This is a genomic window from Actinoplanes auranticolor (genome assembly GCF_018332655.1).
Classification (GTDB): domain Bacteria; phylum Actinomycetota; class Actinomycetes; order Mycobacteriales; family Micromonosporaceae; genus Actinoplanes; species Actinoplanes auranticolor.
The window spans coordinates 26,026-49,708 of sequence record NZ_BOQL01000066.1; the positions used below are offsets into that span (position 1 = coordinate 26,026).

Annotated in this window: 25 protein-coding genes; 17 read left to right on the plus strand and 8 right to left on the minus strand. The window is 72.3% G+C overall.

What is annotated here, in order from left to right; genetic code table 11:
• Window position 1: 1 nt before the first annotated feature.
• The gene (locus tag Aau02nite_RS36750) at window positions 2–766 is read left to right on the plus strand and encodes a GntR family transcriptional regulator (RefSeq protein ID WP_212993241.1); all 765 of its coding nucleotides are present in this window, start codon (window positions 2–4) and stop codon (window positions 764–766) included.
• On the opposite strand, the gene Aau02nite_RS36755 is transcribed toward Aau02nite_RS36750, so the two are convergent.
• Window positions 747–1,229 carry a MarR family transcriptional regulator gene (locus Aau02nite_RS36755; protein ID WP_246595712.1) on the minus strand — a complete coding sequence of 161 codons (483 nt, stop codon included), beginning with the start codon at window positions 1,227–1,229 and terminating at the stop codon, window positions 747–749. The genes Aau02nite_RS36750 and Aau02nite_RS36755 overlap by 20 nt on opposite strands.
• Before the next feature lie 69 nt (window positions 1,230–1,298).
• Here Aau02nite_RS36755 and Aau02nite_RS36760 point away from each other — a divergent pair, with 69 nt between their 5' ends.
• From Aau02nite_RS36760 to Aau02nite_RS36775, 4 genes are all read left to right on the plus strand, one after another.
• Window positions 1,299–1,682, plus strand: a complete 384-nt coding sequence (locus tag Aau02nite_RS36760) for a tautomerase family protein (RefSeq protein WP_212993242.1) — start codon at window positions 1,299–1,301, stop codon at window positions 1,680–1,682.
• Window positions 1,683–1,756: 74 nt separating this feature from the next.
• Window positions 1,757–2,059, plus strand: a complete 303-nt coding sequence (locus tag Aau02nite_RS36765; protein ID WP_212993243.1) for an RIP homotypic interaction motif-containing protein — start codon at window positions 1,757–1,759, stop codon at window positions 2,057–2,059.
• Between the two features lie 102 nt (window positions 2,060–2,161).
• Window positions 2,162–2,623: a GNAT family N-acetyltransferase gene (locus Aau02nite_RS36770; protein WP_212993244.1), complete on the plus strand. Its 462-nt coding sequence runs from the start codon at window positions 2,162–2,164 to the stop codon at window positions 2,621–2,623.
• On the plus strand, window positions 2,620–5,262 hold the full coding sequence (locus Aau02nite_RS36775) for a tetratricopeptide repeat protein (protein WP_212993245.1): 2,643 nt from the start codon (window positions 2,620–2,622) through the stop codon (window positions 5,260–5,262). The genes Aau02nite_RS36770 and Aau02nite_RS36775 overlap by 4 nt, the downstream gene beginning before the upstream one ends.
• A gap of 19 nt (window positions 5,263–5,281) precedes the next feature.
• On the opposite strand, the gene Aau02nite_RS36780 is transcribed toward Aau02nite_RS36775, so the two are convergent.
• From Aau02nite_RS36780 to Aau02nite_RS36800, 5 genes are all read right to left on the minus strand, one after another.
• The gene (locus tag Aau02nite_RS36780) at window positions 5,282–5,914 is read right to left on the minus strand and encodes a hypothetical protein (protein ID WP_212993246.1); all 633 of its coding nucleotides are present in this window, start codon (window positions 5,912–5,914) and stop codon (window positions 5,282–5,284) included.
• Between the two features lie 9 nt (window positions 5,915–5,923).
• Window positions 5,924–6,655 (minus strand): class I SAM-dependent DNA methyltransferase, encoded by a 732-nt coding sequence (locus Aau02nite_RS36785; protein WP_212993247.1) that lies wholly within the window; start codon window positions 6,653–6,655, stop codon window positions 5,924–5,926.
• A 70-nt stretch (window positions 6,656–6,725) separates the two neighbouring features.
• Window positions 6,726–7,313 (minus strand): GNAT family N-acetyltransferase, encoded by a 588-nt coding sequence (locus tag Aau02nite_RS36790; protein WP_212993248.1) that lies wholly within the window; start codon window positions 7,311–7,313, stop codon window positions 6,726–6,728.
• On the minus strand, window positions 7,310–8,806 hold the full coding sequence (locus Aau02nite_RS36795) for an APC family permease (protein WP_212993249.1): 1,497 nt from the start codon (window positions 8,804–8,806) through the stop codon (window positions 7,310–7,312). Before Aau02nite_RS36795 ends, Aau02nite_RS36790 begins: the two co-directional genes overlap by 4 nt.
• 30 nt (window positions 8,807–8,836) lie before the next feature.
• Window positions 8,837–9,484 (minus strand): GOLPH3/VPS74 family protein, encoded by a 648-nt coding sequence (locus Aau02nite_RS36800; protein WP_212993250.1) that lies wholly within the window; start codon window positions 9,482–9,484, stop codon window positions 8,837–8,839.
• A 339-nt stretch (window positions 9,485–9,823) separates the two neighbouring features.
• Between Aau02nite_RS36800 and Aau02nite_RS36805 the strand changes: the two genes are divergently transcribed.
• The 4 genes from Aau02nite_RS36805 to Aau02nite_RS36820 all read left to right on the plus strand — a co-directional run bounded on the left by Aau02nite_RS36805 (window position 9,824) and on the right by Aau02nite_RS36820 (window position 14,332).
• Window positions 9,824–11,113 carry a DUF1800 domain-containing protein gene (locus Aau02nite_RS36805; protein WP_212993251.1) on the plus strand — a complete coding sequence of 430 codons (1,290 nt, stop codon included), beginning with the start codon at window positions 9,824–9,826 and terminating at the stop codon, window positions 11,111–11,113.
• 56 nt (window positions 11,114–11,169) lie between these two features.
• Window positions 11,170–12,393: a DUF1501 domain-containing protein gene (locus Aau02nite_RS36810; protein ID WP_212993252.1), complete on the plus strand. Its 1,224-nt coding sequence runs from the start codon at window positions 11,170–11,172 to the stop codon at window positions 12,391–12,393.
• A gap of 64 nt (window positions 12,394–12,457) precedes the next feature.
• Entirely contained in the window at window positions 12,458–13,228 is a 771-nt protein-coding gene (locus tag Aau02nite_RS36815) for a dioxygenase family protein (RefSeq protein ID WP_246595713.1), read from the plus strand.
• Window positions 13,229–13,333: 105 nt separating this feature from the next.
• Window positions 13,334–14,332: a TerC/Alx family metal homeostasis membrane protein gene (locus Aau02nite_RS36820; protein ID WP_212993253.1), complete on the plus strand. Its 999-nt coding sequence runs from the start codon at window positions 13,334–13,336 to the stop codon at window positions 14,330–14,332.
• An 88-nt stretch (window positions 14,333–14,420) separates the two neighbouring features.
• On the opposite strand, the gene Aau02nite_RS36825 is transcribed toward Aau02nite_RS36820, so the two are convergent.
• Entirely contained in the window at window positions 14,421–14,666 is a 246-nt protein-coding gene (locus tag Aau02nite_RS36825; RefSeq protein WP_212993254.1) for a hypothetical protein, read from the minus strand.
• A 282-nt stretch (window positions 14,667–14,948) separates the two neighbouring features.
• Between Aau02nite_RS36825 and Aau02nite_RS36830 the strand changes: the two genes are divergently transcribed.
• The 4 genes from Aau02nite_RS36830 to Aau02nite_RS36845 all read left to right on the plus strand — a co-directional run bounded on the left by Aau02nite_RS36830 (window position 14,949) and on the right by Aau02nite_RS36845 (window position 19,206).
• Entirely contained in the window at window positions 14,949–15,731 is a 783-nt protein-coding gene (locus Aau02nite_RS36830) for a thioesterase family protein (protein ID WP_212993255.1), read from the plus strand.
• A gap of 90 nt (window positions 15,732–15,821) precedes the next feature.
• Window positions 15,822–16,391, plus strand: coding sequence for an RNA polymerase sigma factor (locus tag Aau02nite_RS36835; RefSeq protein WP_212993256.1), 570 nt, complete (start codon window positions 15,822–15,824; stop codon window positions 16,389–16,391).
• Window positions 16,391–17,428 carry a CU044_5270 family protein gene (locus tag Aau02nite_RS36840; RefSeq protein WP_212993257.1) on the plus strand — a complete coding sequence of 346 codons (1,038 nt, stop codon included), beginning with the start codon at window positions 16,391–16,393 and terminating at the stop codon, window positions 17,426–17,428. The genes Aau02nite_RS36835 and Aau02nite_RS36840 overlap by 1 nt, the downstream gene beginning before the upstream one ends.
• Window positions 17,429–17,532: 104 nt before the next feature.
• The gene (locus tag Aau02nite_RS36845; protein WP_212993258.1) at window positions 17,533–19,206 is read left to right on the plus strand and encodes an alpha/beta hydrolase; all 1,674 of its coding nucleotides are present in this window, start codon (window positions 17,533–17,535) and stop codon (window positions 19,204–19,206) included.
• A gap of 223 nt (window positions 19,207–19,429) precedes the next feature.
• On the opposite strand, the gene Aau02nite_RS36850 is transcribed toward Aau02nite_RS36845, so the two are convergent.
• Complete coding sequence (locus Aau02nite_RS36850; RefSeq protein ID WP_246595714.1) at window positions 19,430–19,930, minus strand: hypothetical protein; 501 nt, start codon at window positions 19,928–19,930, stop codon at window positions 19,430–19,432.
• 75 nt (window positions 19,931–20,005) lie between these two features.
• On the opposite strand from Aau02nite_RS36850, the gene Aau02nite_RS36855 reads away from it, so the two are divergent.
• The 4 genes from Aau02nite_RS36855 to Aau02nite_RS36870 all read left to right on the plus strand — a co-directional run bounded on the left by Aau02nite_RS36855 (window position 20,006) and on the right by Aau02nite_RS36870 (window position 23,605).
• On the plus strand, window positions 20,006–21,001 hold the full coding sequence (locus Aau02nite_RS36855) for an asparaginase (protein WP_281421127.1): 996 nt from the start codon (window positions 20,006–20,008) through the stop codon (window positions 20,999–21,001).
• Window positions 21,002–21,120: 119 nt separating this feature from the next.
• Window positions 21,121–22,020, plus strand: coding sequence for an ABC transporter ATP-binding protein (locus Aau02nite_RS36860; RefSeq protein WP_212993259.1), 900 nt, complete (start codon window positions 21,121–21,123; stop codon window positions 22,018–22,020).
• On the plus strand, window positions 22,017–23,327 hold the full coding sequence (locus tag Aau02nite_RS36865) for an efflux permease Rv1217c-related protein (RefSeq protein WP_212993260.1): 1,311 nt from the start codon (window positions 22,017–22,019) through the stop codon (window positions 23,325–23,327). Before Aau02nite_RS36860 ends, Aau02nite_RS36865 begins: the two co-directional genes overlap by 4 nt.
• Complete coding sequence (locus Aau02nite_RS36870; protein ID WP_498368221.1) at window positions 23,327–23,605, plus strand: efflux permease Rv1217c-related protein; 279 nt, start codon at window positions 23,327–23,329, stop codon at window positions 23,603–23,605. The genes Aau02nite_RS36865 and Aau02nite_RS36870 overlap by 1 nt, the downstream gene beginning before the upstream one ends.
• The last annotated feature ends 78 nt before the right edge of the window (window positions 23,606–23,683 follow it).

Here is a 23,683-nt window from a genome sequence, read left to right on the forward strand (position 1 = left end):
CATGGCATCCGATCCCTCCCCAGCCCGTAGTCCGGTGCGCCCGGTCGAGGTCGACCGGACCAGCCCCGTACCCCTCTACTTTCAGGTCGCCAGCCGCCTGCAGGAGCTCATCGAGCAGGGCGAGATCGGCGTCGGCGCCCGCATCGAGAACGAGGTCGACCTGGCCGAACGCCTCGGCGTCTCGCGTCCGACCACCCGCCGCGCGATCCAGTATCTGGTGGAACGCGGCATGCTCGTGCGTAAACGCGGCGTCGGTACCCAGGTCGTGCACCCCAAGGTGCGCCGCCCGGTCGAGCTGTCCAGCCTGTACGACGACCTGGTCAGCGCCGACCGTAAGCCCCGCACCGAGGTGCTCGACCTGCGCGTGATCGCGGCGCCGGCCGAGGTGGCCGAGGCCCTGGAGGTGGCCCCCGGCGCCGAGGTGACCTGGATCGAACGGCTGCGCTACGCCGGCGGCGAGCCCCTCGCGCTGATGCACAACGCGATCCCGGTGGATCTGATCCGGCTGGAGGCGGCGGATCTGGCCGCGTACGGGCTCTACGAGCTGCTGCGCCGGGCGGGCTTCGTGCCGCGCATCGCGACGCAGGTGATCGGCGCCCGCTCGGCGAACGCGGCCGAGGCACGCACCCTGCAGGAGAAGCGCGGGGCCTCGCTGCTGACGATGACCCGGACGGCCTGGGACGCCGGCGGCCGCGCCCTGGAGTACGGCTCGCACGTCTACCGGGCCAGCCGCTACAGCTTCGAGCTCAATCTGTCGGCGGGCTGAGCTCTCCGGTGTCCGACGCGCCGGCGACGGCAGCCTCGTAGGCGAGCAGCGTGTCGACGACGACCCGGCGGTGCGCGGGGGTCAGCGGCGCGAGGGCCTGACGCCACGCCTGGGCGCCGGGCGAGAGCCACTGCGAGATCGCCGGCCGGCTCGCCGGGCTGATGTCGACGATGCGCCGGCGCCGGTCCGCGTCGTCCTCGCGCCGCACCAGCACGCCCTTGCGGCTCAAATCGCCCACGATCAGGCTGACGGTCGTCGGCGCGACGCTGAGGTGCGCGGCCAGCTCGGACACGGTCTGCGGCCCGTCCAGCAGGAGCAGCGACAGCAGCGACAGGTGACGGGGCGCGAGGTCGAACGAGCGCAGCTGCTCCGGCACGGGGATGCGTTTCACCCGGCCGACCAGCCGCGGCATCACCAGCATCAGTTCGCGGACCGCCTCGTCCGCCGGATGAGGTGTTGACACCCCCGCGCCTCCCCAATACCTTTGCTATCAAAGATTGTTTGTCATCAAATCTATCCGACCGGAGGCGGTATGCCGCATCTGACTGTCCACGTGCTGGAGAGCGAGCTCGCCGGACGGGAGACGCCCCTGATCGAGGCTCTGACCGAAGCCGTCGTGGCGGTCTACGGCGAGTGGGCCCGGGACATCGTCGAGGTGCGGCTGATCGGCGTGCCGGCCGGTCGTTGGGGCATCGGCGGCAGACCGGCGGCTGGTCCCGCGCCCAGCGTCACGTTCGGCATCAAGGAGGGCGCCTTCCACCGGCCGGACACGCCGGAGATCGTGGCCCGGCTGATCGCCGGGGTCACCGACGCGATCGCCGCCGTGTGCGGTGAGCGGGTCCGCCCGGGCGTGTCCGTCGAGCTGGTGGGCGCCCCGGACGGGCGCAGCGGCATCGGCGGGGTCGTCGCCGCCTAGATCGGCACTCATATGGTGGCGTGCACGTCCAATAGCTCTGGCCCGCTTCGGCGAAGCTGGGGCACGATACAACGATGAGAATGCGTCGCGTCGCTCTGTTCGCCACCGGAGTGATCCTTATTGCGCTCAGTGCGATCTTTATCGCCGCGGGCCTGGAAAAGGCCGATCAGGTGGCCAGCACTGTCGGTGCGCTGGCCGGCGTAGCGGGGTGCGGATTCTCCGTCTGGGCATGGCTGAGCGAGAGTGCAAGATCCCCTTCGACGCGTACGCCGAGCAGCGATACCGCGCCGACCGCGGTCCGCCCACAGGTGGACGCCGCCCGGGCTCAGGGCATACAGATCGGTGACGGCAATACGCAGCACAACAGATTCGAATGACGGTCAGCGCAGGCATCGGTCATGCGGTCCGGGGAGAATGAGGGACAGGTTTTCAGGAACGGGATCCGCGTCGCGTCGCCGAGCGACACATCCGCAGTCCTGATGATCCTGAACACCGCGGCAGAACGGCTCTGGGGTCTCCGGATCCGGCAATGGCCCAGGTCATTTCCGGAGACCGCGGTGGAGGCCGACCTCAGAGCGGGCAACACGTGGATTCTGATGGAGGACGGTCGACCGGCAGGCACGATGACGGTGCGATGGGCCGATCCGCTGTGGCCGGGCGACACGAGCGCAGCAGGCTACGTCCACCGGCTGGCTGTGCGCCGTCCAAGGCGAGGTCATGGCCGGGTTCTGCTGGAACGTGCGGCCGACCTCACGCTGAGCCATGGCCGGGCACTGCTCCGCTTGGACTGCGCCGCCGAGAACACCGCGCTCCGGACCTACTACGAACGAACGGGTTTCGTGCACAGACGTGACGTCGCGGTGGCGTTGTCCCCCGGTTTTCAGCTCCTCGGCTCCCCTTCGAGGCTCAGCATCAGTCTGTTCGAGATGGCCCTGCGGTGAGCGACGACGCCGTGGAGCGCCACAGTGACGATCAGGGTCCGCCAGTCCCGGTGGCCCTGCCCGGCGCTCGGGGAGTGCAGGTCGGGGCCGGAAACTTCCAGACGAACATCTTCCTGGCCCGCGCGTCGTCGGCGGAGGACGTCTTCCCGCTCCAGATCGGTTCGCTGCCGCCGATCGCCGCCTCGTTCCAGGCCAGGCACGGTCGCTCGCCGGAGACCCCGCAGCTGACGAACGGCATCACGGTTCTGGTCGGTCTCGGCGGTGTGGGAAAAACGCAGCTGGCCGCCGCCGTCAGCCATCGAGCCCGGCGAAGCGGCGAGACCGACCTCATCGTCTGGGTGAACGGGACCAGCCGCGACGCCATCATTGCCGCGTACGCGCAAACCGCCCACGACCTCGGCGTGGCTACGGCGGATGCCGCGGACACCGCCGCACAGCGGCTGCTGACCTGGCTGGCGAACACCGACCGACGATGGCTCCTGGTCATCGACGATCTGCGTGAGCCGGGGCATATGAACAATTTGTGGCCGCCGCTGACCTCATCGGGGTCCACGATCGTGACCACCCGCCGGAGGGAGGCCGCCTTACGCGGAAGCGGCCGCCATTTCCTGGAGGTCGGTGTGTTCACGCCGGAGGAGAGCGACCGGTACCTGCGCAGTCAGTTGCCGCCCGCGCAACTCGACGGCGCGGCGGACCTGGCCGACGACCTCGGTCATCTGCCGCTGGCACTCGCTCAGGCATCGGCCTTCATGCTGAACAAGGGACTGACGTGCCGCCAGTACATCAGGCGGCTCGGTGACCAGCGCCGCAGGCTGAGCCAGGTGCTGCCGGAGCGCGGGGCTCTCCCGGATGATCACAGCCAGACGCTCGCCGCGACGTGGTCCCTGACGATCAGGGACGCCGACGCCCTGGATCCTCCGGGACTGGCGAAACCCCTCATCCACCTCATCGCTTTCCTGGAACCCAACGGCATTCCCCACGGCTTGCTTCTCACCCTCAGCGTTCACGCAGGGCTCCTGGCCGCCCTGGATCGCTCGGATGCGGCCCGTGGTCCGCGAGGCGAGGTCGAGTCCGACGACATCAGGGACGCGTTGTACAACCTGCAGCGGTGGAGCCTGATCAGTATGTCGGACGGTCCAGGGGGTCAGAGTCTCCGAATCCACGCTCTGGTGCAGAGAGCCGTACGTGAGTCGTTGACCGATGATGAACGGGACTCACTCGTCGCCACGAACGCCGACGCACTCGTGGAGATCTGGCCCGAACCGGAAACCGACATGAGCGTGTCCCAGGTCCTACGGGCAAACGCCGTGGCGCTCCTTCGACACAACACCCCGGCACTGTGGCGGGACGGGCCACACCCCTTGATACGACGCCTCGGACGCAGCCTCGGTGAGAGCGGGTCACCGGCGCAGGCCGTTGCCCACTTCACGGCCGCCTACAGTCACGCCACCCGTGTACTCGGCGAGGAGCACCCCGAGGCCCTCGACATCAGAAGTGAGCTGGCGCAGTGGCGCGGCGCGACGGGAGACTACGCTGGTTGCCTGGCAAACCTGCGGAGCTTGCTGACTGGCATGACAGCGGTGCACGGCGTCAACCATCCCCGCACCCTCGCAGTACGCCACAGTCTCGCAGGCTGGCTCGGCACCGCAGGAGAACCCACCGCGGCCGTCACCGCATTGACCTCGCTGGCCTCCGACAGTTCCCGCATCCTTGGCGACGACCACCCCGACACACTCGCGATACACCACAGCCTGGCCGGCTGGCTCGGCACCGCTAGACGGCACGCGGCTGCCGTCACCGCATTGACCTCGCTGGCCTCCGACTGTTCCCGCGTCCTCGGCGACGACCACCCCGACACACTCGCGGTACACCACAGCCTGGCGAGATGGCGGGGGGCGTCCGGAGACGCCGGTGGTGCGGCGAAAGCCTTCGGCCTGTTGCACGAGCGCCGCTCCCGGTTACTAGGGCGCGACCATCCCGAGACCCTTCTGACGTTCGGCAACATGGCGTACTGGCGAGGAGTGGCCGGCGATGCCGCGGGAGCGGAGCAGGCGTTCCGAAGGCTGCACGCGGACCGGTCGAGATTGCTCGGCTCCGAACATCCCGACAGTCTCACCACTCTGGGCAACGTCGGGCATTGGCTGGGAGTAGGCGGAGACCCGGACGGTGCTGCCCGCACGTTCCAGGCGTTGGACGCCCAGCGATCCAGGGTGTTGGGAGACGACCACCCGCACACGCTGAACGGACGGGCTCACCTCGCCTACTGGCTGGGCGAGCGAGGCGCACCACAGCGTGCGCTCGTGGTTCTCTCGGAACTCCTCGCCCATCGACGAAGAGTCCTTGGTGAAGAGCATCCCGACACTTTCGCCACTCACCAGCAGATCGCGTACTGGCGCATCCGCAACGGCGAGCAGTCGGAGGCGAGGGCAGATCTCGCGGCGTTGCTCATCAGGCTGGGGGGCCCGTCTTCGGACAAAGACCAGTCGACCCTCGATCGCCGCCTGCGCCATTGGCCCGCAGGGGAACAGATCCCGGCGTACCTGCTGCGGCGAATGCGGGCCGAATATCTCCGTGTGCTCGGAGCCGACCATCCGACCTCGGTGAGCTCCCGCCGCAATCTCGCTCGGTGGCGAGGATGACCGAACAGAATCGAGTTTCTCAGCGCGGCGTGCCGTCCCAGCGCCAGGAGGCCCGGCGGTCACGGCCGGGCAGGGCGATCCGGCCGGTGGCCCACAGCAGCGCCTGCCAGCTGTCGCCCTCGGCCGGAACATCCGGGAACAGCCGGTCCAGGGCGCGGGCGCACAGCTCCTGCGGCGGCTCCCACGGCAGCTCCAGCCCCGCGGCGACGTCACGCATGTGCACCAGGGTCTCGACCACGCCCATGGCCGCGAAACCCTCCGGGTCCGAGGCGCCGTAGGTGTGCTGCGAGCGGACGGTGGGCGGGGTGACCTCGACCATCGCGGCCAGCAACGCGCCGCAGGATTCGAGCACCTGTAACAGGCCGGCCTGCCCGCCCTCCTCCGGCACGGCATAGATGGTGAGCGCCGGTCCGCCCGGGCGGCGGTACTCCCAGCCGATCGGGACCGGGTCCGTCACCGAAGGGCGGCGCGGGCCGAGCTGCGACGCGTACGCGAACAGGTCGTCGGCGATGTGCTCGACCGTCTCCCAGCAGTCCCACTCCAGATCACCGGCCGGCACCCGCCAGTCCCGGTCGACCACCGTGGTCAGCGCATCGGCCGCCAGGTACACAGCTGCACGGACATCGGACGCGGTAACAGGGTCGGCAGGCACGGGCAGATCCTAACCGCGGCGGGCGACGGTCACGATCTCCCGGCTGCCCGGGGTCAGCGGGCCGCCGTGCCAGTCGCCGTACTGCTCGTCGAGCCGGAAGCCGGCCTCGCGCAGCAGCCTGTTGAGCACCTCCGGGCCCAGGAAGCGCAGCACCTGACGCTCGTAGTGCACGGCGGCACCGGAGGCGTCGGTGACCGTCTCGGTGAAGGTGACGACGCCGTCCACGACCGACTCGACCTCGTGACTCACCCGCAGGACCCGGCCGGCGGCGTCCACCACCTCCCTCGCCCGCTCGGGGATCCAGCTCTCCCAGGCGTGCGCCTGCGGATGCCGGGTCTCGAACGCGAACCGGCCGCCCTCGCGCAGCGCGGCCCGTACCCCGGCCAGACCGGCCCGGATCTCGCCGTCCTCGACCAGGCACTGGAAGGCGTGCCCGGTCATGACGGCCAGCTCGAACTCCTGCTCCCACGGCGTCGCGGCCGCCGTGCCGAGCACCCACTCGATGGCGTCGCGGCGCCGGGCCCGGGCCAGGTAAGCCGGATTCGGGTCGATCCCGGCCAGCACCCCGCGGTGCCCGGCGTCGCGGGCCCGGTGCAGCATCGCTCCGGTGCCGCAGCCCACGTCGAGCACGGCGCCGGCCGCCATGACCAGCCGGTGATGGAACGCGTCGGCCGGGTGGTGCTCCGGGTCCCACGGGTTCAGCAGGTCATGGAGCGCGGCCACCTCGGCGTCGGAAAGCACCGCAGCAGCATAGGTGCCGGGGCGGCGCTGCCCGGAACGCCGAGGGACAGCGCCGCCACGATCGGGGGACTCAGGCCCGCCACATCCGGTAGAAGGGGGTGTCGTCCGGCATCCGGATGTCGAACGGCATCATGTCGGTGTAGCCGTACCGGCGGTAGAGGCGGATGTTGTCCTCGTTGGTCGCCTCCAGGTACGCGGCCGTGCCGCCCAGGTCCTGGTGGGTGCTGTCCATCAGCGCACCGCCCAGGCCCCGGCTCTGGTGGTCCGGGTGCACCGCCAGGAACGCCAGGTGCCAGTGCGGTTCCACCGGGTGGTGCTTGTCGAACAGCTCGTCCAGGGCGTGGAAGTGCGGCAGCCACTCCCCCGCCAGCGCGGCCAGGCGTTCGTCGTAGTGCGGGATCTCCGGCATCTCGTGCGTACGGTCGAACCACACCGCGGCCGCGGCCAGGCCGCCGGCCGGAGCGTCGATCACGTCGACCTTGCCGCACAGCGGCGCGTGCTCGGTGAGCAGGGTGAAGAAGCCGCTCATCACCCGCAGCCGGGACTGCGGATCCGGGACCAGGGACCGGTTCTGCTCCAGGTCGTCGAAGGACTGCGCGATCAGGGCGCCGACGGCCGGCAGTTCGGCCTCGGTGGCGGGGCGGATGACGTGACTCACTGGTGGGCCTCCGATGTGGCGTCGCGGAAGGAGTGGCCGGCGCTGCGCGCGCCCATGCCGATGCCGCGGTAGACCTGCGGCCGGCTGCGGCGCAGGATCAGCGCCCAGAGCACGCCGGCCAGGGTCAGCACCGCGTACGCCAGCGGGACGGCCCAGGTCGGCGTGGAACCGGGCGCGACGCCGAACAGCACGGCGATGTTGGTCAGGGCCAGGTACGTCATCACGAGCAGCAGCACCGTGCCCAGCACCGGCGCGACGATCCGGTGCCAGGCGTCCTCGCCCTCCGGGTTGCGGGCGAAGTAGCCGATCACCGCGGCCGAGGTGACCGTGATCAGCAGCAGCACGCCGATGCCGCCGGTGGTGCCGCCCCAGAAGAACAGCTGCACCAGCGGGTCCCAGCCGGCCAGCGCGTACACCAGGATCGCGGTCAGGCCGAGGGCGGACTGGGCCAGCGAGCCGTTCTTCGGCGCGCCGGTGGCCGGCACGGTCCGGCCGAACGCCCGGGGCAGCACGCCCTCGCGGCCCAGGGAGAAGGTGTAGCGGGCGATGATGTTGTGGAACGAGATCATCGCGGCGATCAGCGAGGTCAGGAACAGCGCGTGGCCCAGGTGCAGGGCGGTGCCGCCGAGCCGGTCCGACGCGAGGTTGAAGAACAGCTCCGGGCCCTCGGCGCCGGCCCGGGCGACCGGGTCGGGGCCGGCGGCGGAGATCATCGCCCAGGCCGAGAAGGCGTACAGCACGGCGATCAGCGCCACCGCGATGTACGTGGCCCGGGGCACGGTGCGGCGCGGGTCGCGGGACTCCTCGCTGAACACCACGGACTGCTCGAAGCCGACGAAGCCGGTGACCGCCATGACCAGCAACGCCCCGGCGCCCGCGCCGACCAGGCTGCCCGGGTTGAGCGGGGCGGACGACGCCGCGAAGTCGGGGGTGAGCATGTCGGCGACGCTGAAGATCACGACGAGCACGATCTCGGCGATGAGCAGAGTGGCCAACACCTTGCCGTTGACCGCGACGTCGCGCACGCCCAGGACGGCGACCAGCGCCCAGGCCACCAGCGAGATGCCCCACCACGGCAGCTCGACACCGAACCAGTCGGCGAACAGCGGGGCGGCGATCGCGCCGAAGCCGCCGTACGAGGCGATCTGGAAGCTGTTGTAGGCCAGCAGCGCGACCCACGCCGCGCCGACCCCGAAGGGGCGGCCGATGCCCCGGGCGATGTAGGCGTAGAAGGCGCCGGCGTTGGCAATGTGCCGCGCCATCGCGACGTAGCCGACCGCGAAGACGGCGAGCACGAGCGCGACGGCGAGGAACGCGATCGAGATGGCGGTGAGGCCGGTGACCGCGAGGCCGGTGGGCACGACGCCGGCCACGACGGTCAGCGGCGCGGCGGCCGACATCACGAAGAACACCACGGCGGCGACGCCGAGGCGGTCGCGGGCCAGGGCGGTCGAGAGCTGGCTCGGTCTGGCGGGGGTGGAGGTGCGGGACACGGGGGATCTCCCAACGGGACGGAGGGGGTGTCAGGCGCGACGGGCCATCACGGCGTCGCCGACGGCGGCCTCTGCGTGGCCGACGAGATGCTGCAGCGTGGCCGGCATCCGCCGGCGCAGCTGGTCGAACAGGTGATCGCGCTCGCGGGCTTCGAGCGTGACGAGCACGTGCTGATCGAGGCCGGTGGCCAGCACCAGCCCGGCGAGCACGAGATCGGGGCCGTCCAGCAGCTCACCGCGGGTGGCGGCGATGCGGATCCGGGTGCCGGGCCAGGCGGCGGTCGCGGGGTCGGTCGGCACGAAACGGACCTTGGTGCCGAGCAGGCCGCGCTTCTCCACCCGGCGCACCAGGCCGGCGCGGGCCAGGCGGCGCTCGACCAGCTCGGTCGCCACGCCGGTGGCCAGGAAGGCGATCCAGTCGCGGATCCGGCGGTGGTGGCTCTCGAGCAGCAACTGCTGGAGGACGGCGGCGGTGGCCGGTTCCGGGGTGGGGCGTTCGTCGAGCACGGTGACCTGGTCGTCGTACAGCTCCAGGCGGCGCCAGAAGACCAGCTCGCCGAGCAGGCCGGCGGCCAGGCCGAGGCCGAGGGTGGCGGGGGTCAGCAGGCAACGGCCACGACCGGCGTCGTGGGCGGCCAGATACAGGTCGTCGGCGAGCGGCAGCTGGGTGGTCGCCACTCGGCGGTCTCCTTTCCCCCGTACGCGGACACGGCCGAGCGACCGCGGGCCATGATGACGGGCGGTGAGGGCATGCTGACCGAGGCATGACAGCGGCGCCACGGCCGGTTACGGTCAGCGGCGTCCAAGCAACACCGCGTAGCTTGCCAGCGCCCCGGGCGACGCGCAATGTCCAGAGTGGCCGGATCCTCAATGCATCGTGCAGGATGGTGCTGAGCTGCGGTTATGTCCGCCATGAGATCGAGAAAGTTAACATCGTCTTCATGTGCTGGGCGCCTCGAACGCGCACCGAACGCCACCCTTACCGAACGCTTACCCGCCCGGCCTAGCGTCACCGCCATGACCGACCGCGCCACGGCGTCCCATCTCCTGCGCAGGCTCACCTTCGGACCGACGGCCGCCGAGGTCGACGCGGCCGCACGCGCGGGGATCGGCGCCACCCTGGACAAGGTGCTCGAGCCGATCGGCCGCACTGCCGACCTGCCCGGCCTGGAACCGGGCGGCCCGCCGCCCAAGGGCGCGAGCCGCGAGGAGAAGCAGAAGGCACGCCAGGCGGCCCGCGCGCAGCTGACCACGGCGACCCGCTGGTGGCTGGCCCGGATGGCTGCGGAGCCGGGGGCGGCCGAGAAGCTCACCTTCTTCTGGCACGGCCACTGGGCGACGTCGGCCCAGAAGGTCCGCTCGGCCCCGCTGATGCTCGCCCAGCAGCAGACGCTCCGGCGCTACGGCGGCGGACCGACCGGGCCACTGGTCCGGGCGATGCTGCGCGATCCGGCGCTGATCCTCTGGCTCGACGGGCAGAGGAACACCCGCCGGGCCCCGAACGAGAACCTCGCCCGGGAGCTGATGGAGCTGTTCACCCTCGGCGTCGGCAGCTACGGCGAGGCCGACGTGAAGGCCGGCGCGCGGGTGCTCACCGGCTGGCAGGTCGACCGGGCGGCCGGCACCGCCGAGCTGCTCCCCCGCCGTCACGACGACGCACCCGTCACGCTGCTGGGCAGCACCGGCCGCTTCGACGTCGACTCCTACGCCGACCTGCTGGTCCGGCATCCGGCCCACGCGCCCTTCCTGGCCCAGCGCCTCTGGGTGCGCTACGGCTCGGGTGCGGCACCGGGGCCGGACACCGCCGCCCGGCTGATCGCGGCGAGCCGCACCGGCACCAGCGCGATGCTGCGCGCGCTCGCGACCGATCCCGCCTTCGCGGCGACCGCCGGCCGGCTCGTCAAGCAGCCGGTCGAGTGGATGGTGGGCGCGGTCCGGCAGCTGCGCGTCGACGTGACCGAGCTGCCGGAGAACAAACAGCAGCAGATCCTCGCCGGGTTGCGCGCGCTCGGGCAGGTGCCGTTCCGGCCGCCGAGCGTGGGTGGCTGGCCGGTCGGCGCGGCCTGGCTGACGACCTCGTCGGCCCGGTTCCGGCTCCAGCACGGCCAGACGCTGACCGCCCTGGCCGGCGGCGCGGTCGAGGAGCTGGCCGAGGCGGGCCGGGACGACCGGGTCGAGGCCCTGGCCCGGCTGCTGGTCGTCGACGGCTGGACCGACCGGACCGCGGCCGTGCTGCGGGCCGCGGCCGGCGAGCCACGGCGGCTGCTCGCCCTCGGCCTGGCCAGCCCCGAATACGCCGTCCACTGAAGGGAAACCCGTCCGACCGCCCCTCCACCACCCCTGAAAGGACTGAAGGCGAAACCATGGACATGATCACCCGGCGCCGATTCCTGACCGCCAGCGGCGTCGTCGCGGCGGGTGCGCTCGCGGCCGGCGGCTCCGCGTACGCCCTGCGCGACATCCTCGCCACCGCCGGGGACCGCGAGCCCGGCCGGATCCTGGTGCTCGTCACGCTCTACGGCGGCAACGACGGGCTGAACACCGTCATCCCGTACGCGGATCCGGCCTATGCCGCGGCCCGGCCCGGCCTCGCCTACGAACCGGGGCAGGTGCTCGCGCTCGAGGACGGCGTCGGGCTCAACCCGGGATTGAAGGGACTGCACACCCTGTACGGCGAGCAGCGCCTCGCCGTCGTGCGCGGCGTCGGCTATCCGAAGCCCGACCGCAGCCACTTCCGTTCCATGGACATCTGGCAGACGGCCGCCCCGCAGCGCCCCGGCACCACCGGCTGGCTGGGCCGGTGGCTGGACACGGCCGGCGGCGACCCGCGCCTGGCGATCTCGTTCGAGCCGGTCCTGCCGCCGCTGCTGGCCGGCGCCACCAGTGCGGGAGCGACCGTGCCCGGCGGGGCGCTGACCCTGCCGAAGGGCGTGACGAAGCCCGTCCTCGACGGTTTCGGCACCGCCGCCGCCGGTGAGTCGCCGGCGCAGGCGCGGGCCGCGGCCTGCTTCGCCGACCTGGTCCGGGTGCAGGGGCTGATGACCGACGTCGCGGCCGAGGCGGGGGAGGACGACGACGCCGCGGGCCAGGCGACCGCGACCGGCGGCCAGGCACCGCCGCTGGACCAGCAGCTCGCGCTGGTCGCCCGCTGCGTCGAGGCCGGTGCGGCGACCCGCGTCTACTCGGTCTCACTCGGCGGCTTCGACCTGCACGCCGACGAGAAGACCGCGCAGGAGGCGCTGCTGACCAGGCTGGACCGGCCGCTGGCCGCGTTCGTGCAGCGGATGGCCGGCACCGAGGCCGGGCGGGACGTGGTGGTCGCGGTCTACTCGGAGTTCGGCCGCCGGGTCAGGGCCAACGCCTCGGACGGCACGGACCACGGCACCGCTTCCGACGTCCTGCTGCTCGGCGCCGGCATCCAGGGCGGCCTCTACGGCGAGGCGCCCAGCCTGACCGACCTCGACGACGGCGACCTGCGCTACACCGTCGACTTCCGGGACGTGTACGCGATGCTGCTCGCCGACGTGCTGGGCGCCGAGCCGCAACGGATCCTGGACGGCTGGCGCAGTCGCCTCACATTTAGTTGACGACTCAACTAAGGGGCCGTATCGTGGAGCTCGTTAGTTGAAGCGTCAAGTCTCGGAGGCCGCCATGAGCGCCATGCCCGCCCTGTTCCTCAGCCACGGCGCCCCGCCGCTGGTCGACGATCCCACCTGGGTCGGCCAGCTCCGGGAACTCGCCCGGGACCTGCCCCGGCCCAAGGCGATCCTGATGGCCTCCGCGCACTGGGAGTCGGCGCCCCTGATGCTCGGCGCCACCGAGACGGTGCCGCTGGTCTACGACTTCGGCGGCTTCCCCCGCCACTACTACGAGGTGCAGTACCGCGCGCCCGGCGCGCCCGAGCTCGCCACGCGCATCGAGAAGCTGATGCCCGACCGCGAACGGGTCACCCGTACGGGCCGCGGGCTCGACCACGGGGCGTACGTGCCGCTCACGGTCATGTACCCGGACGCCGACATCCCGGTGCTGCAGATGTCGCTGCCCACCCTCGAGCCCGACCGGCTGCTGGAGATCGGCCGCCGGCTGGCCCCGCTGCGCGAGGAGGGTGTGCTCATCGTCGGCTCCGGCTTCACCACCCACGGACTGCCGTTCCTGCGCGACTTCCGGCCGGAGGCGGCGGCGCCGGGCTGGTCGCGGGACTTCGACGCCTGGACGGCCGAGACGCTGGCCCGCGGGGCGATCGACGAGCTGGCCGACTTCCGGGAGCGGGCGCCCGGGATGCCGTACGCGCACCCCACGATCGAGCACTTCGCGCCGATGTTCCTCACCCTGGGCGCCGCGGCGGACCCGGAGCAGAGCCCGGAGCAGCGCATCGAGGGCTACTGGATGGGCCTGTCCAAGCGCTCGTTCCAGGTCGCCTGAGCCCCCGACCAGGCGAATTCAGGATTTTCCCAGCCTGACCAGGGAACCTTGTGGGTACATTCCGCCAACCGCCCACGCTGACTCATGCCCGGAGGTTCCTTCCCCATGCTGGAGGTCACCGCGCTCGGCTGGACGCTGACCATCGCGGTCATCGTCGCCCTGCTCGCCCTCGACCTGGCCCTCGGTGTGCTGCGCCCGCACGCCGTCGGTTTCCGTGAGGCCACCGCCTGGTCGGTCTTCTACATCGCGATCGCGATCGCGTTCGGTTTCGTCTTCGCCGCGATCGCCGGCTGGGACTACGGCACGGAGTACTTCGCCGGTTACATCGTCGAGAAGAGCCTGTCGGTCGACAACCTCTTCGTCTTCGTGATCATCATGGGCACCTTCGCGGTCCCGGAGAAGTACCAGCAGGAGGTGCTGACCTTCGGCATCATCATCGCGCTGGTGCTGCGGGTCATCTTCATCGCGCTGGGCGCGACGCTGCTGTCGCTGTTCTCGTTCATGTTCCTGATCTTCGGCCTGATCCTGATCTTCACGGCGGTGCAGCTGTTCCGGCACCGCGACGAGGACCCCGACCCCGACAACGCCGTGGTCCGCGGGGCCAAGCGGCTCTTCCCGGTCAGCAAGGACTTCGTCGGCGGCAAGCTGTTCACCCGCATCGACGGCAAGCGGACCGCCACCCCGCTGTTCATCACGCTGATCGCGATCGGCAGCGCCGACCTGCTGTTCGCGCTCGACTCGATCCCCGCGGTCTTCGGCGTCACGGAGGAGGCGTTCATCGTCTTCGCCGCGAACGCGTTCGCCCTGCTCGGCCTGCGGGCGCTGTTCTTCCTGGTGAAGGGCCTGCTGGACCGGCTGGTCTACCTGTCCACCGGGCTGTCGATCATCCTGGCCTTCATCGGCGTCAAGCTGGTGCTGCACTGGGCGCACAAGGACATCAGCACGGCGGTGCCGGAGGTCAGCACCCCGGTCTCGCTCGGCGTCATCGTCGCGGTGCTGGTCATCACGACCGTGGCCAGCATCCTCAAGGTGCGCAAGGACCCGGACACGATCGCCCACGCGGGCAGCCTGCGCGCCCGCGAGGACCGCTCCGGGCAGGAGTGACCCAGCGAGAACGGCCCCGGCGACACTGCCGGGGCCGTTCTCGGGTCTGAGCCGTTCCCATTCGGCCGTGCACGTGCCGGGCCGGGCGTCAGCCGCGATAACCGCCGATGCCGCTGCCGGCCCGCTGCCGCTCGTAGTCCTGCTGGTTGAGGATCTCGCGGATCTCCCGCGTCTCCTCCTGCGTGTGCCGGCCGAGGATGAAGTCGAGCTCGGCGCGCTCGGCCGGGGTCTGGAACGCCGCGAGCTCGGCGCTGAGCCGCCGCCGGGCGATCCGCTCGGTGCGACGGTTCGCCAGGTTCACGCGGACGTCGCGCAGCTGGGTGGTAAAAGGCATGATCCTTCTCCTCACGATGAGTGACGACGAAAGCGTCGTCGCTTCCTGCAACAACCATCCCGACTGTGGGCTTCCGCAACAAACCGACCAGGTAAAACCTTCACTCCAGAAGTGACGGCGACCACCGGATCTCTGTAGCCCGGGTCACTCTCCGTCGCCGCGGTCCTGGTCAGACGGTTGCGCCGGCGAGCCGTGTTTCCGGACACAACGAAGACCCGCGGGCGGTGCCCCGGGTACCCGGGCACCGGGATCCACGGCCGGGACGACCCGTAGGGTCGGGCAATGATCAGCTACTTCGAGCGGACCGGCCCCGGACGGTTCCGGCCCACCGCCGCGACCGGCGGCGCCTGGGCCGTCGACGAGCAGCACATCAGCCCGATGACCGGCCTGATCGTGCACGCGGTCGAGCAGTTCACGGCCGCCCGCGGCGCCGACGGCCTGGTGGTCGCCCGGGTCAGCATGGACATCCTCGGCGTGCTCAAGCTGGAGGACTTCGAGATCCACATTGAGACGGTACGGCCGGGACGCACCATCGAACTCCTCGAAGCGGTCGTGGTCGCCCGGGGCCGTCCCGCCGTACGGGCCCGGGTGTGGCGCCTGGCCGAGCTGGACACGGCCGGGGCGGCCGGTGGCCAGGCCGCGGCGCTGCCCGGCCCGGAGTCGGTGCCGAGGTGGGCGATGTCCGACGCGTGGCCGGGTGAGTTCATCACCACGCTGGACGTACGCCCGATCGGCCCGGTGCGGCCGGGCCGCACGACCGCCTGGATCTCCACCGGGCTGGATCTGCTGGCCGGCGAGCCGGTCAGCGAGCTGGCCGGCTTCCTGGCCCTGGTGGACACCGCCAACGGGATCGCGATCCGCGAGTCGCCCGAGGAATGGCTCTTCCCGAACCTGGACCTGACCATCCACCTGCACCGGCAGCCGCGCGGCCGCTGGACCGGGCTGGACACGTCGGTGGTGTTCGGCCCGCGTGGCCACGGCCTGACCACGACGACGCTGCACGACCTGGACGGGCCGGTCGGCCGGGCCGAGCAGATCCTGACCGTCCGACCGGCGCCGCAGTAGCACCGGGCCGTGAAGGCTCTGGAGGGGTTCGGGCATCAATACCCGACCCCGACCGACCGGAGCCCCGGAGGCCCGCCTCATGAGACGCACGTGACCGCGCTCGCCGACACGGCCGACGCCGACGCGGATGCCCTGTTCGCGTCGCACGCCGAGCCCGACCGGTTCGCCGTGCTGTTCGACCGCCACCACGCCGCGATCCGGCGGTACGCGGCGAGCCGCCTCGGCGGCGAGCCGGCCGACGACGTGGCCGCCGAGACGTTCCTCGTCGCCTTCCGCACCCGCGGCCGCTTCCGGACCCGGGCCGGCGGCAGCGTCCGCGCCTGGCTGTTCGGCATAGCCACCAATCTGATCCGCCGGCAGCACCGCGACGAGGAACGCCGCTACCGTGCACTGGCCAAACTGCCGGTCGACACGCCACCGGACGCCGGCGACGCCGCGGTCGACCGGGCCGCGGCCGCCCTCATGCGCCCGGTCCTGGCCCGGGCACTGGCCGCTCTACCCACCCGCGACCGCGACGTGTTGCTCCTCGTCGCCGTGGCCGGGCTCAACTACGCCGAGATCTCGGCGGCGCTCGGCGTGCCGCCCGGAACCGTCGGATCCCGGCTCAACCGCGCCCGCCGGAGCGTCCGGAAGGCGCTCGGCGACAGAGGGGAATCCTGATGGACGAGATGATCCGTGCCCTGCTGTCCGAGCCGCCGCCGTCCACCGGGGCCACGACCGACGCCCGCAGACGGCTCACCGACGAGATCGCCGGCAGCCGGGCGGCCCGTCCGTCGCGCACGACCTGGCGCCGGTTCGCCGGGGTCGCGGTCGCGGCCGCGGTCGCCGTGGGCATCGCCGCTGGGAGCATCGCCGCGATCGCGCCCGAGGGCACCCGGCCCGGCCCGACGGCCACGGCCCCCGAGCTGCTGCTGGCCGCGGCCCACCAGGCAGCGGCGAAGCCGGCCGGCACCGGCCGGTACTGGCGGGTCCAGATCGTCCGCAAGAGCGGCGCGGGTGTCCGTGGCCGGGCGGGCGGCGAAACCTTCGACGTCGGCCGGCGGCACGTCGCCGATGTCTGGCAGCCGAGGAACCCGGAGGACGGGACCTGGCTGGGGTCGCAGAACCTCGGCGCCTATCCGTGGTCGGCGACGGACCGGGCCGCGTGGGAGCGCGCCGGATCACCCACGGAGTTCGAGACGTTCGTGGACCCGCCGACCGGCGCCCGGTACGTCACCTTGTCCACCAGGCCCGAGGCCGGCCGGCTGCAACGCGTCGAGTCCGGCTTCCGCATCGAGGTGTTCAACCTCTACGACCCGTTCGAGCTCGCCCGGCTACCGGCCGAACCGGACGCCCTCCGGGCGGCGGCTTTGGACGACCTGCGGAGGAACGGCCGGGACCCCGGCGATCTCGGGGTGTACGTCATGATGACGGAGCTGCTGACGTTCGCGCCGGCCACACCGGAGCTGCGCGCGGCCGCCTTCACGGTGTTGTCCCGGGTTCCCGGGGTCCGCAACGTGGGCATCCGCGAGGACGCCACGGGCCGGCAGGGCATCGGGATCAGCTACCTCGCCGACGACTGGATCATCCTGAACCCGCGGGACTACACGTTCCTGGGTTTCGGCTCCCAGGCCACGGACGGCACGCCGGAGACGGCGACCTCGATGCTCAAGGCCGAGTGGACCGACAGCGAGCCGGTCCCGCCCGCCCTGAGCTGACCGGACCGGCGGCGCGGGACCGCGGACACATAGACAGCGACGACTATCCTCGGCGGCGGAGCTCGCGAAGGTAGTCAGTCACTGGACCCGTCACGGGAGTGCTCATGACCCATCCGAAGCAATGGCGCCGCGGGATCGCTGTCGCCGCCGTAGCCACCGTCACCGCCGCACTCGTCACCGTTCCGCTGTCACCGGCCCGTGCCGCCGCCCCCGTTTCCCGGGTGGCCTGGGCGGCGTGCGGGGACGGTTTCGAGTGCGCCACCGTCCCGGCCCCGCTCGACTACGACCGTCCGCGCGGCGTGCAGATCGCCGTCTCGCTGGTGCGGCTGCCCGCCGCCGGTCCCGGGCGGCGCATCGGCTCGTTGCTGCTCAACCCCGGTGGTCCCGGCGGTTCCGGGGTCGACTTCGCCCGGGCCGCGGCGCGCAGCCTGCCGGCCGAGATCCAGGCCCGCTTCGACATCGTCGGCTTCGATCCGCGCGGCATCTACCGCAGCACACCACTGCGCTGCTTCGACACCTACGAGCAGGCGATCGCGGTGCTGCCGCCGTTCCCGTACCCCGAGACCCCGGCCGAGGAACGGCAGCAGCGGGTGTCGGACGACCAGCTGGCCGCCGCCTGCGCCCGGCACGGCGGCGCCATTCTCGACCACATGTCCAGCGCCGACGCCGCGCGGGACATGGATCTGCTGCGCGAGCTGCTCGGTGACCGGAAGCTGAGCTACCTCGGCTACTCGTACGGCTCGCTGCTCGGGCAGAACTACGCCAACCTGTTCCCGTCGCGGGTCCGGGCCCTGGTCATCGACGCCGTGGTCGACCCGGTGGCGTGGGCCACCGGGCACGGGCGCGACGCCCGGAGCGTCCCGGTCGGCACCCGGATCGCCAGCGCCGACGGCGCCCGCCGGACCCTCGGCGAGTTCTTCCGGCTGTGCGACGCGGCCGGTCCGGACTGCGCCTTCTCCGGCGACGCGAGCCGGCGGTACGCCCAGCTGGCGCACCGCCTGCGCGGGGACCCGGCGACCATCGTCGACCCGTTCTCCGGCGAGAGCTACCCGTTCACCTACAACGACCTGATCGCCACCACGCTGGGTGCCCTGTACAGCCCGCAGATCTGGCCCGACCTGGCGTTCTTCCTCGACGCCGTGCACGAGCAGCTGACGCCGGCCGTCCTCGGGCAGCGGCTGGCCACCGTCCGCGCCGGGCTCGGGCTGGCGGCCCGGCCGCAGGAGGAGTATCCGAACGACGTCGAGGGCTCCCCCGGCGTGACGTGCTCCGACACCGTCAACCCGCGGTCGCTGGTGGACTGGCAACGGTCCGCGGACCGCGCCGAGCAGCGGTACGGCTACTTCGGCCGGATCTGGAACTGGGCCTGGAGCGCCTGCCGCTCCTGGCCGCGCACCGCCGGACAGGACCGGCACCTCGGCCCGTGGACGGCCCGCACCGCGGCACCCGTGCTGGTCGTCGGCAACTACTTCGACCCCGCGACCCGCTACCAGGGCGCCGTCGCGGCGGCCCGGCTGCTGCCGAACTCCCGGCTGCTGTCCTACGCCGGCTGGGGGCACGCCGCCTACTTCATCGCCGGCAACACCTGCGTGGACACCAAGGTGACCCGGTACCTGCTGACCAGCCGGGTGCCGGCCGCGGGCACCGTGTGCCGGCCGGAGGGCTCACCCTTCGACCCGGCGCCGGCCTCGGCGCTGAGCGCGACCGCCGCGTCCGCGCTCACCTCGGTCGTGGTACCGGAGGCCGTGCGCCGGTCGTTCAGGACAGCGGCTGGGTGAACCGGGTCGCGTTGCCGAAGGGATCGCGCAGGCCGCAGTCGATACCGCCCTCTTGCTCAGCAGCTCGCGGACCTGCTGCGCGGTCTCTTCGGACATCGCCGGGCCGCCCGGCGTCTCCGGCAGGACCTGGCGTTCCGGGCGGCCGGGGACCTGCACGGTGAGCCAGCGCATGAAGCCGAGGTCGACCGGTGCCGCCGGCCGGGTCCGCGGCGGCGCCGGCCCGCTAGGTCGGCAGGGAGTCCCGCAGGTCGCTCCACCGCTCGGCGAGCTGCCGGCGGCGGCAGGCGACGAGGTGACTGGCCAGGATGGCCGCCAGCCCGCCACGGACGCACACGTCCGCGCCGGCGGTCAGCACGGCGGCGACGAGCTCAGCCGGGGCGTCCTCGTCGACCAGGGCGACGACCCGGGTACGGCTCGGCAGCAACGCCCGGGCGGCCAGCACGTCGGCCTCGGTGGCCCCGCTGAACAGCACGATCTCGCCGGCCCGCACGCCGTCGAGATCACGCGGGTAGCGCAGCACCCACCCGGCCGGCAGGTGGGCGCGCAAGGCGGCGACCCGCCCTCGCTGCCCGAGCACGGCGACGACGGGACTGCGCCGCAGCGAGTTCAGGTCGGCCACCGGCACCGCGGTGGAGTTCGGAGTTAACGTACGGTTGCTCTCGTTCCGGTTCAGCTGCACCAGCATCTCGATGACCCCCAGGTCTCGCTCTTCGCGTGCTACCACCCACCCAACGCTGCCCGGCTGGGCTGGCCATGTGCCCAGCCTGTGCGTCTGTTGTCAGTGCGTAGGGTGGCGGCCGTGACGACGATCGTGGTGTGCGGGCTGGGCGGGACCATCGCGATGACGGCGACGCCCGGTGGCGGGGCCGCGCCGGCTCTCAGCGCCGGCGATCTGGTCTCGGCGGTGCCGGGTGCGGCCGCGCTGGGCCTCGACCTGGCGCTCGTCGACGTGGCGAACGTGCCCAGCGCCTCCCTGCGCCCGGCGGACATCGTGGCGCTGTCCCGGCTGATCAACGACCTGCTGGCCGGCGGGGCGGACGGCGTGGTGGTCACCCAGGGCACCGACACGCTCGAGGAGTGCGCGTACCTGCTCGATCTGCTGCACGACCGGCCCGAGCCGGTGGTGGTGACCGGGTCGATGCGTCCGGCACTGGTGGCCGGGGCGGACGGTCCGGCGAATCTGCTGGCGGCCCTGACGGTCGCGGCCGACCCGGGAGCGCGCGGGCGGGGTGTGCTGGTGGCGTTCGCGGACGACATCCACACGGCGGCGCGGGTTCGCAAGACGCACACGACCAGCGTGGCGGCCTTCGTGTCGGCGACCGGTGGGCCGGTGGGACAGGTCGTCGAGGGCCGGGCCCGGTTCGTCGGCGCGGGCGGGCACCGGGTGGTGCTGCCCCGGCCGGCGGGGGACCTGCTGCCCCGCGTACCGCTGGTCGTCGCGGCCCTAGGCGCCGACGCACCGGACCGGGATCTCGCCGCGGACGGGCTGGTGGTCGCGGCCCTCGGGGCCGGGCATCTGCCGCACTGGTGGGCCGAGCCGCTGGCCGAGCTGGCGGACCGGATGCCGGTCGTGCTGGCCTCGCGGACGCTGGCCGGGCCGGTGCTGACCGGCACCTACAGCTACCCCGGGTCGGAGCGGGACCTGATCGGGCGGGCGCTCATCCCGGCCGGCTTCCTCGATCCGGCCAAGGCCCGGATCCTGCTGCTCGCCGTCCTGGCCGGCGGTGGTGACCGGCAGCGGGTCGCGGCCGCCTTCGCCGAGGCCGCCGGCGTGGCAGCCCCGGCGGGGAGGTAGGCCGGGCTCCGGCACCGGCCGGGCTTCCCGGCCGGCGAGGACGGGGAGTACGGTCATTGCCGGTGTGCCGGGAAGCCTGGTCGGCGGTCATATCCGCGTCGGCTGGCAAGGACCCCGTGATGAACGATCGTGCGCTGCACACCGTCGACCTGACCAAGCGGTACGGCCGTTTCACGGCTGTGGACAGCCTGTCGCTGGAAGTACCGGCCGGTGAGGTCTTCGGTTTCCTCGGGCCCAACGGCGCGGGGAAGTCGACGACGATCCGCATGCTGCTGGGCCTGGCCCGTCCGTCAGCGGGACGCGCCCGGGTGTTCGGCAGCGACGCGTCCGACGTCGCCCGGACGCACCGGCTGCTGGCGTACGTGCCTGCCGATGTGGCCCTGTGGCCCACCCTGACCGGCGCGGAGATCCTGCATCTGCAGGCCCGCACCGGCCCCGGCATCGACCCGGCCTACCGCGACGAGCTCGTGGAACGGTTCGCGCTCGACACCTCCAGGCCGGCCCGCACCTATTCGACCGGCAACCGGCAGAAGGTGGCCCTGGTCGCGGCCTTCGCCACCCGTGCGCCGTTGCTGGTGCTCGACGAGCCGACCAGCGGCCTCGACCCGCTGATGGAACGCGAGTTCCGCACCGCCGTCGGGCAGGCGCGCGACCGCGGTCAGACGGTGTTCCTCAGCTCCCACCAGCTGTCCGAGGTCGAGGCGGTGTGCGACCGCGTCGGGATCCTGCGGGCCGGCCGGCTCATCGAGATCGCCGCGATGCGCAAGCTTCGGGGGCTGCGTCGCGCCGAGGTGACTGTGTCCTATACCGGCGCGCCACCGGCGGGTCTCGACACGCTTCCCGGCGTCGGCCCGGTCGAGCAGCTCGGAGCGGACCGGCTGCGGTTCTCCCTCACCGGGACACCCGCACCGGCGTTGCGGGCACTGGCTGCCGCGGACGTCACCGCGCTGGTGATCCGCGAACCGACCCTCGAAGAGATCTTCCTCGACTACTACGGCTCGGCCGAGGCCACCCGATGAAGCCGGCCGGCCGGGCCGTCACCCAGCTCGCGGTGCGCCAGACCCGTCGGGGCGGCCTCCTCGTGCTGGGCCTCGCCGCGGCCATGCCCGCGCTGGTCGCAGCCACCTACACCAGCGTCATGGCCGATCCCGCCGCCGCCCGGAGCATCGCCGGGCTCGCCGCCAACCCCGCCATCCGCACACTGTTCGGTGAGCCGGTGGCGCTCGACCAGGCCGGCGGGTTCACGGTATGGCGGGTCGGCACCGTCGTCACCGTCCTGCTCGCCGCCTGGGCGATCCTGGCCACCACCCGGATCACCCGCGGTGAGGAGGATGCCGGCCGATGGGACGTGCTGCTGGCCGGCCGGGTGCCGCTGCGCGCGGTGGTCGCCCGCCATCTCGCCGTCGTCATGAGCGTTCCGGTCGCCGCCGGAGCCGCGGTGACGACCGTGCTGGTGCTCGCCGGCACCGATCCCGCCGGTGCCGCGGTGCACGGCGCGGGGATCGGCGCCGTGGGCTTGTTCTTCGTCGCCGTTGCCGGGCTCGCGGCGCAGGTCTTCCCGGCCCGGGCCGGCGCGACCGGTGCTGCCGTGGCGGTCCTCGGCACCGGCCTGCTCGCCCGCATGATCGGCGACGGCCTGACCGAACTGGGATGGCTGCGCTGGCTGTCACCGTTCGGGCTGCTCGCCCTGAGTGAGCCGTACGCGCGGAACCGCGTGCTGCCGCTGCTGACCCTGCTCACCGTGACCGTCCTGCTGATCGCCGCCGTGCTCGCCGCTGCCGGCCACCGTGACGTCCAGGGCGGCCTGATCGCGGTCGCCTCCGGACGCCGGCCACGGCTGCGGTTGCTCAGCACTGTGGAAACGTTCGCGCTGCGGCGCCTGCTACGGCCACTGACCGGCTGGGCCCTCGGCGTCGGCGCCTACTACCTGCTCATCGGGTTCACCACGGTGTCGGTCACCGGCTTTCTGGCCGGCAATCCCGCACTGGCCGACGAGGCGGCCCGGGCCGGGTTCACCGGTCTGGGCGCGGTCGAAGGGTTCATCGCGACGCTGTTCGCGCTGCTCGCTCTTCCGGTGGGCGCTTTCACCGCGGTTCGTATGTCGGCCTACGTCGCCGCGGAGACCAACCGGCATCTGACGCTGTTGTCCGCTCAGCCGGTCAGCCGGCTGCGTCTGCTCACCGCCGAGCTCGCCGCCACCACCGGCGGCGCTCTGGCCCTGGTCACGGTGGCCGGGACGGCGGTCTGGGCGGGCATCACCGCGACCGGAGGTGACCTGGGGCTGCCCACCGCCCTGGCGGGGCCTGGAACACGCTTCCGATCGTGATGCTCAGCCTCGGCCTGGCCACCCTGGCCACCGGCTGGGTTCCGCGGGCCGTCGCGGTCGCCGGTTCCCTGCCCGCCACCGGCGGGTTCCTGCTGCTGGTGTTCGTCGAGAGCATCGGCGCGCCGGCGTGGGCCGGCCGGCTCTCACCGTTCGCCCACCTGGCACCGGTCCCGCTCACCGGCGCCGACTGGACCGCCACGCTCGTGATGGCCGGGCTCGCCGCCATCATGACGGTGGGAGGTGCCGTCGGCTACCAGCGGCGTGACCTGCAAGGGTGAGGTGTCGTCGAACGCGCGCTGGACGGAACCGGGGCAGCTCGGCCGCTCGGCGCGCCGCCGAGGCCGTTTCGTGTAAGG